This window comes from Cohnella sp. CFH 77786 (assembly GCF_019400745.1).
Taxonomy (GTDB): domain Bacteria; phylum Bacillota; class Bacilli; order Paenibacillales; family Paenibacillaceae; genus Cohnella.
On sequence record NZ_WJIB01000002.1, the window covers coordinates 471,759 to 486,787 of the forward strand.

Below are 15,029 nucleotides of genomic sequence, written 5' to 3' on the forward strand. Positions count from 1 at the left end.
AGGTGGCGGCCGATTCAATCGAGGTCGTGGTGGCCGGACATCTCTGTCTGGACGTCATTCCGAGGATCGACGCGAAGGATGGAGGGATGCGCGCCATGTTCGTGCCCGGCAAGCTGGTGGAAATCGGCCCGGCCACGATCGCGACCGGAGGCGCCGTATCGAACACCGGCTTGGCGCTGCACCGGCTCGGCGTCCGCGCGGGCCTCATGGGCAAAATCGGCGGTGACGGATTCGGCAGGGCCGTTCTCGAGCGGCTGCGGACCTATGGAGATATGCTGGCTGAAGGCATGATCGTCGCGGAAGGCGAGCACACGTCGTATTCGATCGTGATCAGCCCGCCCGGGACCGACCGCGTATTCCTCCATTGTACGGGGGCTAACGATACGTTCGCGGCGGACGACCTGGATCTGGAGGCGATCGGTCGCGCCAAGCTGTTCCATTTCGGCTACCCGCCGCTCATGCGCCGGATGTATGAGGGGACGGGCGAACAGCTGGCGAAGCTGTTGTCGCGTGCCAAGGAGCGCGGCGTGACGGTGTCGCTGGATATGGCGCGGCCGGACCCGGCGTCGGACGCCGGAAGGGCGGATTGGCGGGAGATCTTGCGGCGTGCGTTGCCCCATGTTGACCTGTTCCTGCCCAGCTTCGACGAAATCCTGTATATGCTCCGAAGGGAGCAATACGAGGAGATGGTTCGGAAGCAAGGCGACTCCGGACTGCTGCCCCATGCGGACGGAACGCTGCTTCGTTCGATCGCCGACGAGCTGATCGCCATGGGTGCGGCTGTCGTCGTCCTGAAGCTTGGCGAGCACGGGTTATATTTGCGCACGGCCGCCGATCCGGAGCGGCTGGACAGGATGGGCGCCGGCAAACCCCGTGATCTCGGAGTGTGGCGTTGCCGCGAGCTGCTCGCCCCATGTTATGCAGCGCAGGTCGTCGGCACGACCGGAGCCGGGGATTGCACGATTGCCGGTTTCCTGGCCGGCCTGCTGCGAACGGACGGAACGCCGGAGCAAGTGCTGGATGCAGCGGTGGCGGTCGGGGCTTATAACGTCGAGCAGGCGGACGCGGTAAGCGGCGTGCCGGCTTGGGAGCAGATGCGCCGGCGGATGGAGTCCGGCTGGGCCCGGAGGGAGAACCGGCTCCCGCTTCCGGGATGGATCCCCGGATCGGGCGGCCTGTGGATCGGTCCGTATGACCGGACCCGGATCGGTTAAGGATGAGCGATCCGCGACGAGTTCGGCGTGTATACCGATCCGCGGACTTGGCGAATGCCCGTCGTCGAAGACGATCGGTACGAATTGCGATTCGCGCGTTTTGGGATACCTCGCATGCCGTCAGCTCTTCCTTCTATCTACAATCGACTTAAATCGGTTAGAATAGAGAAAAGCCAGGCTGCATGGAGGTTGGAGCGATGGAACGGAACAACGCGGTCCTGGACCGGTACGGACGCCCGCTGAAGGATTTGAGAATATCGGTGACGGACCGTTGCAATTTTAGATGCACTTATTGCATGCCCGCGGAGGTTTTCGGCCCCGACTACCCGTTCATGGGCAAGGAAAGCATCCTGTCTTTCGAGGAAATCACCCGGTTGGTCCGGATATTCGCGGAATTGGGCACGGATAAAATCCGGATTACCGGAGGCGAACCGTTGCTAAGAAGGGGGCTGCCGCTTCTGATCTCCCAAATCCGCCGGATCGACGGAGTCGAGGACATCGCCCTGACCACCAATGGTTCCTTGCTGGGGAAGCTGGCGACGGACCTTAAGTCCGCGGGCTTACGCAGGGTGACGGTCAGTCTGGACAGCTTGGACGACGAACGGTTCGGCCGGATGAACGGCGTCGGATTCCCAGTATCCGTGGTGCTGGACGGAATCGATAAAGCGCAGGAAGCGGGGCTCGCGGTCAAAGTCAACATGGTCGTCCAACGCGGCGTCAACGACATCGATATTTTGCCGATGGCTAAGTATTTTAAAGAGCGTAATATCCAGCTGCGTTTCATCGAGTTCATGGACGTGGGCAACACGAACGGATGGAGGCTCGATTCCGTCGTGCCGAGCCGGGAAATCCTTCGCATTCTGCAGCAGGAGATGGCGCTGTCGCCCGTCGATCCGGAGCGGTACGGCGAAGTGGCGGAACGGTATCGGTACGCGGACGGCGGCACCGAGGTCGGATTCATTTCGTCGGTCACCCGCGCCTTCTGCACGACGTGCACCCGCTCCCGGCTGTCCGCGGACGGCAAACTGTACACCTGCTTGTTCTCCGGCGAAGGCACCGACCTCAGGGAACCGTTAAGAAGCGGGAAGACCGACGAGGAAATCGGCGGTCTGATCCGGTCGGTGTGGGGGGCGCGGGAAGACCGCTACTCGGAAATCAGGGGTGAGCACACGAAGCGCGTCAAGAAAGTGGAAATGTCGCACATCGGCGGATAACCGGGCTTCTACCGGACGGGAAACCGTTTGATTTCGGAGAAAACCGCGCGGATCCCATCTTCGACCTGCTCTTCTTCCACCTGGGTAATGCTCAATTTCAGGATCGACCTCTTCTCGAACCCGGCGATGAAGCTGGGTTCGATTTCTTTCAGGATGATCCCCTTTTTGTTTAACCGGTTTAGCAAGGCAGGGACGGGCAAGCGCCGGGGCAGCTCGAGATGCGTATGAACGCCGGAAAACAGCCGCGCATGACGGACGTCCGGAATATCGTTGCAGTCGTCCAGCGCCCGAATCAGCCGGAGCATCCGGCTTCGGTAAGCGGAGACGATTTTTTGTTTCCGCCGTTCGAACATGCCGTTCTGAATATAGATTTCCAACGCTGCCTGCGACAGCATCGAGCTGTCGATGTCGGATAATTGCTTGTATCGGGAGAACGTCTCCCGAAGCTCGGGAGGGAGGACCACCGCCCCGACGCGCAAGCCGGGAAACAGGATTTTCGAGAAGCTTTTCAAATAGACGACATGGGTCGGAGCGTAGGCATGGATCGGATCGGATTTCGTGTCCGTCTCCAGGTCCGCCAAATAATCGTCCTCCGCGATGTAGACACCGTACCGTTTGGCCAACTCGGCAATCGCCTTTTTGGTGCTTTCGGAATAGGAGGTGCCGAGCGGATTGTGGAAACGGGGGGTCGTATAAAATAATTTGATGTCCGCCGTACGGAAAAGGTGCTCCAATCGATCCAGGTCGATGCCGTCTTCGGTTCGGGCAATGCCCACGGCCGGAATGCCGTGGCAAGCCAGCAACTGGATGAACAAGTGGTAGCTCGGCTGCTCCAGCAACACCGCCCGCCGGCCGTTGGGGGACGGCATCGCGGCCAGAATGGAGAGCGCCTGCTGCACGCCCGACGTGACCGCAAGCTGCTCGGGCCGCGCGAACACCTGATAGCCGGCCAGGTGCCGAACGAGCACGTTCAACAGAGAAGGAAGGCCTTGCGGGGTGCCGTAGGCGAACAGATGGCTTCTGTACATATCGATCGCTTTGTTCAGGCAATGCTGGAAATCGAGATAAGGGAACAGTCCGGGATCGGGCGACGGGGCGGAAAAGTCCAGGAAGGCGCGAACCGGTGGCCGCTCCGTCTCGGGCTTTTTCACGACGGCATAATAGCCGCTCTGCGGGATCGCGTACACCAGATGCCTTTTCTCCAGCTCCGCATACGCGCGGATGACCGTGCTTTTGCTGCACGAATGCCGCTCCTTCATTTCCCGGATGGACGGGAGTCTCTGCCCTCCGCGAATCTCTCCGTTTTCCAGCCGCCGTTCGATTTCGTAAATGATTTCGGCGTATTTCATTTCGCCTCACGAACTCCTCTCGCCTGACTGTACCGGTACAGTTGATGGATGATTCGATTGTAGATCCCTTCCCGGTCCCGTATGCTTGAACTCAGTAAGCCGGCCGGCTTCCATTTTCAGGTCAAGATGAAGGGCAGGTTTTTACGTGCGTATCCCTCGTGCGACAATTTGGTTGGCTTTATTATACGCGTTCATCATCGGGTTTTCCTTCTTATTCACGAAACAGGCCTTGGAAATCGCGGATCCGGTCGACATGCTGGCTTTCCGGTTTTCCCTTTCGTTTCTTGCGATCGGGATCCCCGTATGGGCGGGATGGATCCGATTGGGTTTGCGTGCCGGCCATTGGCGGCGGCTCCTGCCGATCGGACTCACGTATCCGGCCGCGTTTTTCGGGTTCCAGTCGTTCGGGCTCGCCCATGCTACGTCATCCGAAGGCGGCATTTTCTCGGCTATGACGCCGGTTTTCACGCTGATCCTAGGCTCCCTTGTGTTGAAAGAGCGGACGTCTTGGATCCAGAAGCTGTCCGTACTCTGTTCGGTCGGAGGAGTGGTCTGCATCGTATCGATGGGCGGGGCATCCTTGAACGGAACGAGTGCGTTCGGCATCGCCATGCTGCTGGCGTCGGCCATCACGCTTGCCTTGTACGGCGTGTTTGCCCGCTCCATGAGGCACGAATTCAACGCGTTTCAATTGAGTTTCGCGATGATGCTCGTCGGCTGCGTTTGCTTCGACGCGGCCGCGATCGCCAAGCACGTCTGGGAAGGCACGTTCGGCGGCATGCTGCAGCCGTTCTCCCATCCGGTTTTCGCGGTATCCATTCTGTACATCGGCCTGTTGTCTTCCCTCGTTTCTTCGTTGCTCTCCAATTTCGTGCTTTCCAAGCTGGAGGCGTTTAAGATGAGCGTATTCGTCAACCTCGGCAATTTGATCGCGGTGCTCGCCGGCATTCTCTTCCTGCATGACAAGCTGGAGATTTACCATCTCTATGGCGGCTTGCTCATCCTCGTCGGCGTCTTCGGGGTTCAATACAGGCGGCGCGATAAACGAGAAGCGGCGAAAGAGGAAGTCGCGGCATGAAATCGATGTTGGGCGCACCAGCGGACCGTAGGCGAGCAGGGAGGTTTACCGGGTTTTACTGTCCGCCGGTTTTTTAGTACACTTTGGGAAGAAGGGGTGTATGCCGGCGTGGACAGGAAAATCTTCACTTTGCAAGAAGCGAACGCGCTGCTGCCGGAGCTGAGAACGGAATTGCGGAAGCTTCAGGATTTGGCGGCGCGGTTCGAGGAGCTGTACGGGGAATTGCAGGACAAAAAAACCGCCTGAAGCAAACGGCCGGCATGGCGGCCGAAGGCCGGGATCCTTTCTTCACGGAAGAGAGTCGTCTCGATTTCATGAAAGTGGAAGTCGATTTGCTCATCGGGAATTTCGAACGCAAGGGCGTATTGCTGAAGCGAATCCGCCCGGGTCTGGTTGACTTTCCGGCCATCATCGAAGGAAAATCGGTATTGATCTGCTGGCAGGAAGGGGAAGAGAGTATCACCCATTATCACGGATGGAACGACGGCTTCATCGGCCGCAAACCGATTCCGGACGCTTAAGTGGAGGAGGGGGTCGGCGATGTTTCTTATTTTATTGAAGTACAAAGCGTCGCTTGATGCGGTCGAACGCTATCTTCCGGAGCACAAGGCTTTCTTGGAGACGTACTACGGACAAGGCTTGTTTCTTCTTTCCGGTCGCAAAGTGCCGAGAAACGGCGGGGTGATTCTCGCGGCAGGGTCCGACAGGGAACTCGTCGAAGAAACCGTCAGACAAGATCCTTTTTACAAGCATGAAATTGCGGACTACGAGATCGTGGAGTTCGAGCCGACTGGATGGGACGAGCGGTTGAATTCCGTGTTCGCGCCCCATTCCTAACCCTGCAAGGAGGCAGTCATGGAACTTATTCCGCTGAAACTCGAAATGGATGCCGGCGGCAATCCTTTTATCGTGCATGCGGCCCTCTTCAGGGACGAGAGCAACCTGATCCTGGTGGATACCGGAATCGCGGGACAGCTGGAGATCATCCGCCGTGCGGTGGAGAGCGCAGGCATCCCGTTCGGCCGTTTGACGAAAATCATCATCACGCATCAGGACCGGGACCACATCGGAAGTCTTCCCGAGTTGGTCGAGGCGTTCGGCGGTAAAGTAGAGGTATTGGCGCATGAAGAGGCCGTACCTTATTTGAAGGGAGAAGTTCCGCTGATCAAGAGCGGAATGATCGCCCCTGCGGTTGATGTAGGCGTGAAGCTGAAGGACGGCGATGTCCTATCGCATGCCGGAGGCATTCGGGTGATCCATACGCCGGGACACACGCCGGACCATATCAGCCTGTATCATCCCTCCAGCAAAACGCTCGTTTCGGGTGATGCCCTGACAGCGCAGGATGGCGTTCTGATGCCGCCCACCCCCCAATTCACGCCGGATTGGGAAAGCGCGATGCAATCCGTCTCGAAGCTTCTCGTTTACGACATCGAAACCGTGATCACTTATCACGGAGGGGTCTGCAAGGAGCGGATCCGGGAGCGGCTGACCGAAATCGCGGCATCGGCAAAGGCGGATAAATGATGGAGATCGATGATCCGCCGTTTCACCGCTTAGGGGATTTGTGCCAGACGTGGAAAGTTCTTAGGCACTGACTCCGGCAGATTTTCGTTTATAATGGGGAAAACCGAGAGAGAGGGTGTTATCCGCGATGAAAGTTACGGAAATCCCGATCGTCGTCACGTTGGAACCTTCATTGGAAACGGAATACCTCGGACTCCTGAATGAATATTTTGCGGCCGCGGAGCGCAACAGCCGCGTTTCGTCCATCGAAGCGAAGAAACGGCTGATGGCGATCAAGGACGTCATGACGGAGCTGTGCAACCGGAACCCGAACAAGCTGGAGCGGCTGAATGAAGTGATCGGGAAGGTCCGCGATAAGCGGGAGAAGCTCGCGATCATCTCGAAGTCGGCCGCCGCGGCAGCGGAATTGCATGAAAGACTGACTGCGGCTTGGAGCCAGGAGAGCGTGTTATTCCTGTCTGCGGAGCTGTCCGTCCATCAAGCGAACCAACTGATCGACCAATTCAACAAGCATCCCGATTCGACCGTTCTGATCCTGACCGATGCCGCGAGCACGGGGCTGGACGTGACGGCCGCGAACCATTTGGTGCATTACGATTATCCGTCCCGGTATTTGGACATGCTTCAGCGTCATAACCGGATGACGAGACAGACGTCGCAGCATCGGGAAGCGTGGGTCTATTATCTTATGACTTCCGGCAAAATCGACGAATTCGATTACGGGGAATGCATGGCCGAGAGGTCGATCCGGCAACGCGCGAACCCGACGGCGTAACGGATCGATATTCTACTCCCAAATCTGATAGGAATCGACCATGGATCGTTTGATATATTGCATCCCAAGACCCCGGTTACGGGGTCTTTTTTGCGCTATAATCAAATGTGGAAGATATTACGAAAAAAAATGTTGACGTCCGTTGTCGGACATGCTATTATTTAGTCAAACAGGAAGCGATTTCATAGGAAGATTTTCGCAAAGACCCAGAGATGCCGCCTCTATCTGTGCAGTAAGGAGGAGTGCATTTTGAGCCCGCTCAACGAAATTATGTCGACGGAAGAGGCATCCAAGCTTTGGGGAGTCCATCAGGACCATGTCAAACGGCTCTGCCGCGAAGGGAAAGTGACATGCCGGAAGTTCGGCAAAACTTATATTCTGGAGAAGAACCAGCCAAAGCCCGGCGCCAGTAAGACGATTTCATCCATCCCGGCTGCTGCGAAGGGAACTGCTTAAATGGTTTATGACGGAATCGTAATCGGATTGCTCGTCGGATTTATCCGCGCCGGATGGCGCAGCGGTCTGGCGGCACTCTCGCAAATTCGAATAAGAGGCGGCATCGTCTTTCCGATTCTGCTGGCTATTCAATTGATTGTCGTGTTGCTTGAAAACCGTATTCCATTTCTGGCGACATCCAGCGGCTATATGTTCATGGTCGTCTACGCCGCCGGGCTTTGTGTACTTTGGCTCAACCGGAACGAAAAAGGATTTTGGTGGATTTTCGCCGGAGTCGCGCTGAATTTCCTCGTGATGCTTGTGAACGGGGGGCAAATGCCGGTATCGATCGACGCCGCTTCCGTGTTGGATCATAAATACGTTGAAATGCTTCAGAGCGGAACCGCGGACGCCAAGCACGTCGCAATGACGGATTCGACGAGACTCCCCTTTCTTGGAGACATCATTCCTCTCACGCCTCCGTATCCGAGACAGCAAGTGATCAGCGTGGGCGATGTTATCATGAACTTCGGGATTTTCATCTTCCTGCAGAAAGTCATGATGGTTTATAAGACGAGTACTTCCTTTGTGAAAACAAAATAATATAAACTCAATTTCCTAAAGAGGAGAATGATAAACCATGAAAAAATTTGAAGGTATCAAGATTACTCGTATTTTGTTCAATGCTGCCGTCGTTGCTTCGGTCATCGTGGCTCTGACTTCCGGCTATAAACTGGGATAATTTCATTCTTTGGGAGGAGACATACATATGAAAAAAATCGAAGGAATCAAACTTTCGAGAATTCTTTTCAACGCAGCCATTGTTGCTTCGGTCATCGTGGCTCTGACTTCCGGCTATAAACTGGGATAATTTCATTCATTTGGAGGAGATAGCCATATGAAAAAACTTGATGGAATCAAAGTTACCCGGATTTTGTTGAATGCGTTGATTGTTGCATCAGTCATTATTGCTCTTACATCGGGATATAAATTAGGTTAAGATAAAGGGTAAACAGGTAAACCTGTTTGCCCGTTTTTTTATTTGAACGTGTTGGAGGGTCTGAAGCCACAATGGGGTTCGCTCAAAGATTACTTTCCAACTTTCGACAACCCGGCAACATCTATTTGTTGTTGCTTTGCTTTGCAGGAGTAGCACTCTATGCTGCAACCGGAAATTTATCCTTTCATGCTTATACCATGGCACAATGGGCACTAATATATGCCATGGTTGGAGCCGTTTTGATATTAGATCACTATTCTTTTTACCTTCCGCCGGAAGGCAATGTCCAGTCCATGGACTCATCCGTTTATTTGGCTGCAATGTTTGTTTTTGGCGGAAGTTTTGCTTTATTTATTCTACTAATCAGTACAGCGGTCGTCTTAGTTTACAATAGATCCATAAAGTGGTGGAAACACTTCGTTAATTTTTCGATTTACACGTTTATGATTAACGGAGCGGATTTTACTTTTAATCTGTTAGGCGGTAAAACTGGTGAATTGAACAGTGATCACATTTATGCCTATATTCTCTCTTTAAGCGTATATTTCATTGTAAATGTCTTATTACTGGGCTATTACTTTCTCTTACATAAAGGAACCATTTATGAGTTTATTAAAAACATTTTGAAAGATACTCTGTTTGCTTACTTAAGTACACTGCTGCTTTCACTAGTTCTCGTCATTCTAATCGTAAATAACGGTTCGCTTGGCCTCTTTCTTTTCCTTGCGATTGGGATGCTTTTGTCCCACGCCTTCAGGCAATTGTTCAATATGTATAATGCAGTCAGCGAAAAAGCGAATACGGACCAGCGCACCGGCTTGTACAGCCACAGTTACTTCGAAGAGAAGCTGGATGAATATATCGCTCAAGCCAGGGAACAGGCTCTTCCCTTATCCCTGGTGATGATCGATTTGGACGACTTCAAGAAATACAATGACGCTTTCGGTCACCCGCAAGGTGATCGGCTTCTCGGTTTTTTCGGCCAACAGATCAAGTCGGAATGCGAACCCAAGGAGTTTTTCGCCGCCCGGTTTGGGGGGGAAGAGTTCTCCATCATCATGCCGGGATTAACGCAGGATAAAGCGAAGGCGTTCGTGGACTCACTCCGCAAGAAAATCAACGACACTCCCTTCGAAGGGGTGGAGATTTTTCCGCACGGCTGCGTATCGTTCTCGGCCGGGATTCTGGAGCTGAACAAGGAGACGCACGACAAGTCCCAACTGATCGATTGGGCGGACCAGGCGCTCTATGCGGCGAAGGCCAAAGGCAAGAACACGGTCCTCATCTATGGCGAAGATAGCCGTTTGCCGATCAGTCTCGAGAACGACATCCATGAATTGGAACAGCAGCTGAAAATTTTCCTGTCCAAAGACGTGTACACGTTCAAGCATTCCAAAAGGGTGTATTCGTACGCGGTCGAAATGGCCGAAGTGCTGAAGCTGGGCGAATCGGATCGCAGGCTTCTGGTATTGGGCGCGTTGATTCACGACATCGGGAAGCTGGAAATCCCGAGGGACATCTTGAATAAGAAGAGCAAGCTGACCCGCGAGGAATGGGAAATCGTCAAAAAGCACGTGTTGTGGGGAAAGGAAATCGTTCTCGTAACGGGCAAATTCAAGGATCTCGTTCCGCTCGTCGAACTCCACCATGAACGTTATGACGGCGCCGGATACCCGCACGGTTACAAAGGGGAAGAAATTCCAAGGTTGGCCCGAATGCTGTGCATTATCGATTCATTCGATGCGATGACGACGGAACGTCCGTATCAGGAGACGAAATCGTTCATGGACGCGCTGCTGGAAATCAGAAGATGCTCCGGCTCCCAATTCGATCCCGAGCTTGCAGACCAGTTCATTCGTTATATGGAAGGCAAGCTGGCGTCCAGTCTGTCCGATGTCGCCGTTGCCGGCAGCGAGATGGCGGACGTTAGTCCCAACAATGGGGGATAACCGCGCAAGGATGAGAATCCAGCAAGTAGAGAGTCGACGGACTCTCTTTTTTTTTGTTCAACTAGATCAATGTGGACGTATCCCGTCGAATAGGCCGGTCCATCAGGTTGAAAAAGCGGTTCGCGAATGTGTAAGATGGTAATAAAATCCTGCGATGGAACCGAGAGCGGAGGGCTTATATGTCTGACTTCTTGACTAAACTGAAGCAATACGCCGAAATAACCGTAAAGGTCGGATTGAATATCCAACCCGGACAAGCCTTATGGATCAATGCCCCGATCGGCACCCCCGAGCTGGTGCGTTTCATTACGGACAAGGCATACGAAGCGGGAGCCAGAGACGTACACGTGGAATGGTACGACGAAGCGATAACGAAAATCAAATTCGCGAAAGCTCCGGACGAAGCGTTCGAGGAGTATCCGGCCTGGCGGGTGCAGGCGGTGGAAGAGAACGCGGTGAACGACGGGGCGTATCTGCTGATCGAGTCCAGGGACCCCGAGATGCTGAAGGACGCGGATACGAGACGCGTCGCGGCTTTCGCCAAAGCCTCGGGCAAAGCGCTCGCCAGGTGGAGGGAATACATGACCTCCGACAAGTTTTCATGGACGATTATCGGCGCCGCTTCGCCCGAATGGGCGAAAAAAGCGTTCCCCGGCCTGCCGGAGAACGAAGCCGTGCAGGCGCTGTGGGAAGCGATTTTCCGGGCCTCGCGGGTGGAAGGGAACGATCCGGTCCGGAATTGGACGGAGCATGTTGCCGCATTGCACGAGAGGAAAGAATACTTGACCCGCAAGCAATACCGGAAGCTTCATTACCGCGCGCTCGGGACGGAATTGACCGTGGAGCTTCCTCAAGGGCATATTTGGAGCGGAGGATCGGCCCGGAATGAGAAAGGAACGGTTTTCAGCCCCAACATCCCCACGGAAGAAGTATTTACATCCCCGCGCAAGGAGGGGACGAACGGAACCGTCCGCAGCTCCAAACCGCTCAGCTACCAAGGCAACGTAATCGAGAATTTCAGGATGCGTTTCGAGAACGGAAGGGTCGTCGAGTATGAAGCGGAGAAAGGCACCGATACTTTGAAAGCGATGATCGGGCTTGACGAGGGGGCGCAATATTTGGGAGAGGTGGCCCTGGTGCCGCACGATTCCCCGATTTCCCGATCCGGCTTGATTTTCTACCATACCTTGTACGACGAGAATGCGTCCAGCCATTTGGCCATCGGCCGGGCTTTCGCGTTCTGCCTGGAGGACGGCGCCTCCCTATCGCCTGAGGAGAGGGAGAAAGCCGGGCTCAACAACAGCCAAACCCATGTGGATTTCATGATCGGCACGGCCGACATGGACATCGACGGCGAAACCGCCGACGGCACGCTGGAGCCGATTTTCCGGCAAGGGACTTGGGCATTCTGAAAATATGGCAATCGTTGTAAATCGCCTGTTCATCCGCCATCCGGCCGGATGCAGGCGTTTTTTTCAGACTTACAAACGAAGCGAGTTTACCGCCATTTCGGTTTACAATGACGCTCTATACTGGAATGGACGACAGAAGAAAAAGGGGCGAGAAACCGATGAAGGCGGTGGTTTTCCTCATGATGCTGGCGGCATCCGGAATGTCGTTTCCCGGTCTGGTGTCCGACGCTTCGGCTAATTCCCGCGACTTATGGAAGATTGCCCATCGGGGCGCGTCGGGGTATGCGCCGGAAAACACGATCGCTGCTTTCGACCTGGCTTTGAAGATGAATGCGGATTTGATCGAGTTCGACGTGCAGAGGAGCAAAGACGGCAAATTGGTCGTGATCCATGACGAAACGGTCGACCGGACGACGGACGGCAGCGGAGCCGTTATGGATTTGACGTTGGAGGAGCTTCGGGGCCTTGACGCTGGGAGTTGGTTCTCCGACGCCTATGCCGGCGAACGGATTCCTACGCTGGGCGAGGTGCTGGACCGTTACCGGGGCCAAATCGGTTTTCTGATCGAGATCAAATCGCCCTGGCTTTATCCGGGGATTGAGCAGCAGGTGGCCGATGAGCTCCGGGAAAGGGTAATGGACGAGCCGAAAAGAGGCGAAGTGATCGTCCAGTCCTTCGACCACGCAGCCATGCGCCGTTTTCATGCGCTTCTCCCCGATATTCCCATCGGGCTATTGACCTTCCTGCCGGAGGACTTGACGGAAGACAAACTGCGGGATTTCGCGGAGTTCGCCGAATACGTGAACCCCCACCTAAGCCTCGCAAGCGGGACGCTGACGGACCAAATCCACTCGCTCGGCATGAAGATCCTGCCTTGGACGGTCCGCGACAAATCCCAGGTGGAACCGCTGATACGGATGGGCGTGGACGGCATCATCACGGACTATCCCGATTATGTACCGCGTAAGGACTACGGCTAGAAACGAAGGGGAATTGCCGATCCGGGATCAATCCGGTTACAATAGAGCGTATTTGATTCGACAGCATGACGGAGGGACTATGTCCGCAGCAGAACGATTTTTTACACACCCGATCGGCAAGCCGCTGGCTGCGGCAGGGGCGACTCTGCTGTGGGGCAGCGCTTTTCCCCTGATCAAGCTTTCTTACGCCCATATGGGCATCCATAGGGATGAGACGAATGCGCAAATTTTGTTTGCCGGGTACCGTTTTACGCTGGCCGGAATGTTGATCTTAATCGCGATGCTCGCGATGCGGATCGAATTCGAGAGAAACTGGTCGTCTGTGGCTAGAGCCGCTAAGGTGGGCGTTTTCCAAACGGTATTGCAATACATCGCGTTTTATATCGGTCTCGGCTTCAGTACGGGAACGATCAGTTCGATAACCGCGGGGACGACATCGTTCTTCCAACTGCTCGTTGCCCGCTTCATGTACCGCGACGAACGGTTTACCGCGCCGAAGGTGTTGGGGATGCTTGCCGGGTTTGCCGGCATCATGGTTATTTATTTTCAAGGAGCGGCAGACGAAGGCTCGTTCGGATTCGGAGAGATTCTGCTGCTGGCCGCGATGTTGTTCGGGGCGCTCGGGAACGTCATCAGCAAGAAGCAGGCATCGAGCGTGAACGTGTTCTTATTGACGGGCTTGCAGATGCTTCTCGGCGGATTGACCCTGCTGGCGGCCGGAGGTCTTCGGGGAGGATGGCTGCCGTTTCGGATCGACGGCCATTCGGTTCTTCTGCTGCTCTATTTGGCCGTGCTCTCTTCGACGGGTTTCCTGCTTTGGAACTACCTGATGAAATATAACAGCGTAGGCTCGGTGTCCATGTACTTGGCTCTGATCCCTCTGTTCGGGGTGATGTTGTCCGCCTGGATGCTGAACGAACGTCTTTATCCGACCACGTTTCTGTCTCTTCTCTTGATCGTGCTGGGCATCGTGATCGTAAACCGGGTGATTCGTCCCCGGAAGGTACTAGGAAAAGATGAGTCTACCGGCAGCCGCCATCCTCCCGTATCATGACGTTAGATCCACCAGATCCCGTCACTCAGGAGGAATCGGACATGGAAGAACCGATTGTCGCGGCCAGAAGAGCTAGCCGCAATTTCTACCGGAGAAGAAATACTCCGGCGTATACCTTCATGGCATGGGCGGCATTCGTCATCGCTTGCGGGTTTGAATTCGTCGGCATCTATACGCTGAAGCAGCCCCTGTCCGTTCAAGGCTACTATGCAGCCGTGGGCGTGCTGATCATCGTTACGTCGTTCGTGCTTCAGAAGGTCATCCGCGACAATGACGAAGACCGTTACCTTGCGGAGCACAATCCCCATCACCGGAGGCGGAACACTCCTGCATTTACTTTCTTGGCCTGGGGAGGATTCGTCCTGTCGGTCGCTTTCGAATATATCGGTCTGTCGACCTTGCAGGAACCGCTTTACGTGGTTGGATATTACGCCATCGCCGCCGCGTTTCTGATCGTGTCCTGTCTCGTCCTGCAGAAGACGATCCGGGACAACGAAGAAGACAAGCTTCCGGAGTCCGACGAAGCGAACGCTTAAGGGAACGCGGTGTGGTGCCGCTCGGGCATCGTGAACTGGAGGTTCAAGCCTAAGCATTCGCTCGAAAGCATGACGCGGGAGATGCTCTTTCTTGCGGGGCAGCGCGCGGGGAAACTGCATAATCCCGCCGTCCGACCTTTCGAGCGAAAGGGAGAATGGTTTGGAATGTTGCTCTGTCATGACACAGTTTACCGGTTACAAAGAGACGGTCGTCTCCTATCATAAGAGGTAATCCAAGCCCTTGCACGCCGCCCTGCGGATCAGTCTTTTAAGAGAATCGGGTGTGGGTATGCAAGGCTTGGTCTTTTATCCGGGTGGCGATTGAACTCACGAGCAAGTATGTTCCACTCGGCCGAGATACGAGTCATCAAGCCAGATGAAGGGCCTGTCCGCAAATCTGCCTTGAAATACGTACCGACAGAACGACGAAGTCGTTTTACTTGGTGATTCAGAAAGTATAAAATCTGCCATCCTCGTCATACGCGTATCTGATTTCGGCAGTGCCG

The 15,029-nt window shown here is 54.8% G+C and carries 16 protein-coding genes and 1 pseudogene; 16 read left to right on the forward strand and 1 reads right to left on the reverse strand.

Translation table 11 applies throughout. The features are described 5' to 3' along the window. Positions 1 to 2: 2 nt before the first annotated feature. Positions 3 to 1,214 (forward strand): carbohydrate kinase family protein, encoded by a 1,212-nt coding sequence (locus GE107_RS04875; RefSeq protein WP_219638366.1) that lies wholly within the window; start codon positions 3 to 5, stop codon positions 1,212 to 1,214. A gap of 197 nt (positions 1,215 to 1,411) precedes the next feature. Then, positions 1,412 to 2,428 (forward strand): GTP 3',8-cyclase MoaA, encoded by a 1,017-nt coding sequence (gene moaA, locus GE107_RS04880; protein WP_219638368.1) that lies wholly within the window; start codon positions 1,412 to 1,414, stop codon positions 2,426 to 2,428. Positions 2,429 to 2,436: 8 nt separating this feature from the next. On the opposite strand, the gene GE107_RS04885 is transcribed toward moaA, so the two are convergent. Next, a complete protein-coding gene (locus GE107_RS04885) occupies positions 2,437 to 3,777 on the reverse strand; it encodes an aminotransferase-like domain-containing protein (RefSeq protein WP_219638370.1) in 1,341 nt (446 codons plus the stop codon). A gap of 172 nt (positions 3,778 to 3,949) precedes the next feature. Between GE107_RS04885 and GE107_RS04890 the strand changes: the two genes are divergently transcribed. The 14 genes and pseudogenes from GE107_RS04890 (at position 3,950) to GE107_RS26400 (ending at position 14,523) form a co-directional block, all read left to right on the forward strand. Next, positions 3,950 to 4,855 (forward strand): DMT family transporter, encoded by a 906-nt coding sequence (locus tag GE107_RS04890; protein WP_219638372.1) that lies wholly within the window; start codon positions 3,950 to 3,952, stop codon positions 4,853 to 4,855. Between the two features lie 108 nt (positions 4,856 to 4,963). Beyond that, complete coding sequence (locus GE107_RS26385) at positions 4,964 to 5,101, forward strand: DUF2203 family protein (protein WP_370636249.1); 138 nt, start codon at positions 4,964 to 4,966, stop codon at positions 5,099 to 5,101. A 14-nt stretch (positions 5,102 to 5,115) separates the two neighbouring features. Then, positions 5,116 to 5,376 carry a DUF2203 domain-containing protein gene (locus tag GE107_RS26390; RefSeq protein WP_255570191.1) on the forward strand — a complete coding sequence of 87 codons (261 nt, stop codon included), beginning with the start codon at positions 5,116 to 5,118 and terminating at the stop codon, positions 5,374 to 5,376. Between the two features lie 19 nt (positions 5,377 to 5,395). Then, positions 5,396 to 5,692 (forward strand): YciI family protein, encoded by a 297-nt coding sequence (locus GE107_RS04900; RefSeq protein ID WP_219638374.1) that lies wholly within the window; start codon positions 5,396 to 5,398, stop codon positions 5,690 to 5,692. Positions 5,693 to 5,710: 18 nt separating this feature from the next. Further along, the gene (locus tag GE107_RS04905; RefSeq protein WP_219638376.1) at positions 5,711 to 6,382 is read left to right on the forward strand and encodes an MBL fold metallo-hydrolase; all 672 of its coding nucleotides are present in this window, start codon (positions 5,711 to 5,713) and stop codon (positions 6,380 to 6,382) included. A gap of 127 nt (positions 6,383 to 6,509) precedes the next feature. Continuing rightward, complete coding sequence (locus GE107_RS04910) at positions 6,510 to 7,157, forward strand: helicase-related protein (protein WP_219638378.1); 648 nt, start codon at positions 6,510 to 6,512, stop codon at positions 7,155 to 7,157. A 249-nt stretch (positions 7,158 to 7,406) separates the two neighbouring features. After that, on the forward strand, positions 7,407 to 7,613 hold the full coding sequence (locus GE107_RS04915; RefSeq protein ID WP_219638380.1) for a helix-turn-helix domain-containing protein: 207 nt from the start codon (positions 7,407 to 7,409) through the stop codon (positions 7,611 to 7,613). Further along, positions 7,614 to 8,195: a DUF5317 domain-containing protein gene (locus GE107_RS04920; RefSeq protein ID WP_219638381.1), complete on the forward strand. Its 582-nt coding sequence runs from the start codon at positions 7,614 to 7,616 to the stop codon at positions 8,193 to 8,195. Between the two features lie 1,167 nt (positions 8,196 to 9,362). Further along, on the forward strand, positions 9,363 to 10,541 hold the full coding sequence (locus GE107_RS27000; protein ID WP_370636250.1) for a bifunctional diguanylate cyclase/phosphohydrolase: 1,179 nt from the start codon (positions 9,363 to 9,365) through the stop codon (positions 10,539 to 10,541). Positions 10,542 to 10,720: 179 nt separating this feature from the next. Then, positions 10,721 to 11,953 carry an aminopeptidase gene (locus GE107_RS04930; protein WP_219638384.1) on the forward strand — a complete coding sequence of 411 codons (1,233 nt, stop codon included), beginning with the start codon at positions 10,721 to 10,723 and terminating at the stop codon, positions 11,951 to 11,953. A 200-nt stretch (positions 11,954 to 12,153) separates the two neighbouring features. Then, positions 12,154 to 12,933, forward strand: coding sequence for a glycerophosphodiester phosphodiesterase (locus GE107_RS04935; RefSeq protein WP_370636260.1), 780 nt, complete (start codon positions 12,154 to 12,156; stop codon positions 12,931 to 12,933). A 79-nt stretch (positions 12,934 to 13,012) separates the two neighbouring features. Further along, positions 13,013 to 13,987, forward strand: coding sequence for a DMT family transporter (locus GE107_RS04940; protein WP_219638387.1), 975 nt, complete (start codon positions 13,013 to 13,015; stop codon positions 13,985 to 13,987). Positions 13,988 to 14,028: 41 nt separating this feature from the next. Next, positions 14,029 to 14,268 (forward strand): annotated as a pseudogene (locus GE107_RS26395) (YiaA/YiaB family inner membrane protein); the annotation flags it as partial. After that, the gene (locus GE107_RS26400) at positions 14,248 to 14,523 is read left to right on the forward strand and encodes a YiaA/YiaB family inner membrane protein (protein WP_370636261.1); all 276 of its coding nucleotides are present in this window, start codon (positions 14,248 to 14,250) and stop codon (positions 14,521 to 14,523) included. The pseudogene GE107_RS26395 and the gene GE107_RS26400, both read left to right, overlap by 21 nt. Positions 14,524 to 15,029: the final 506 nt, after the last annotated feature.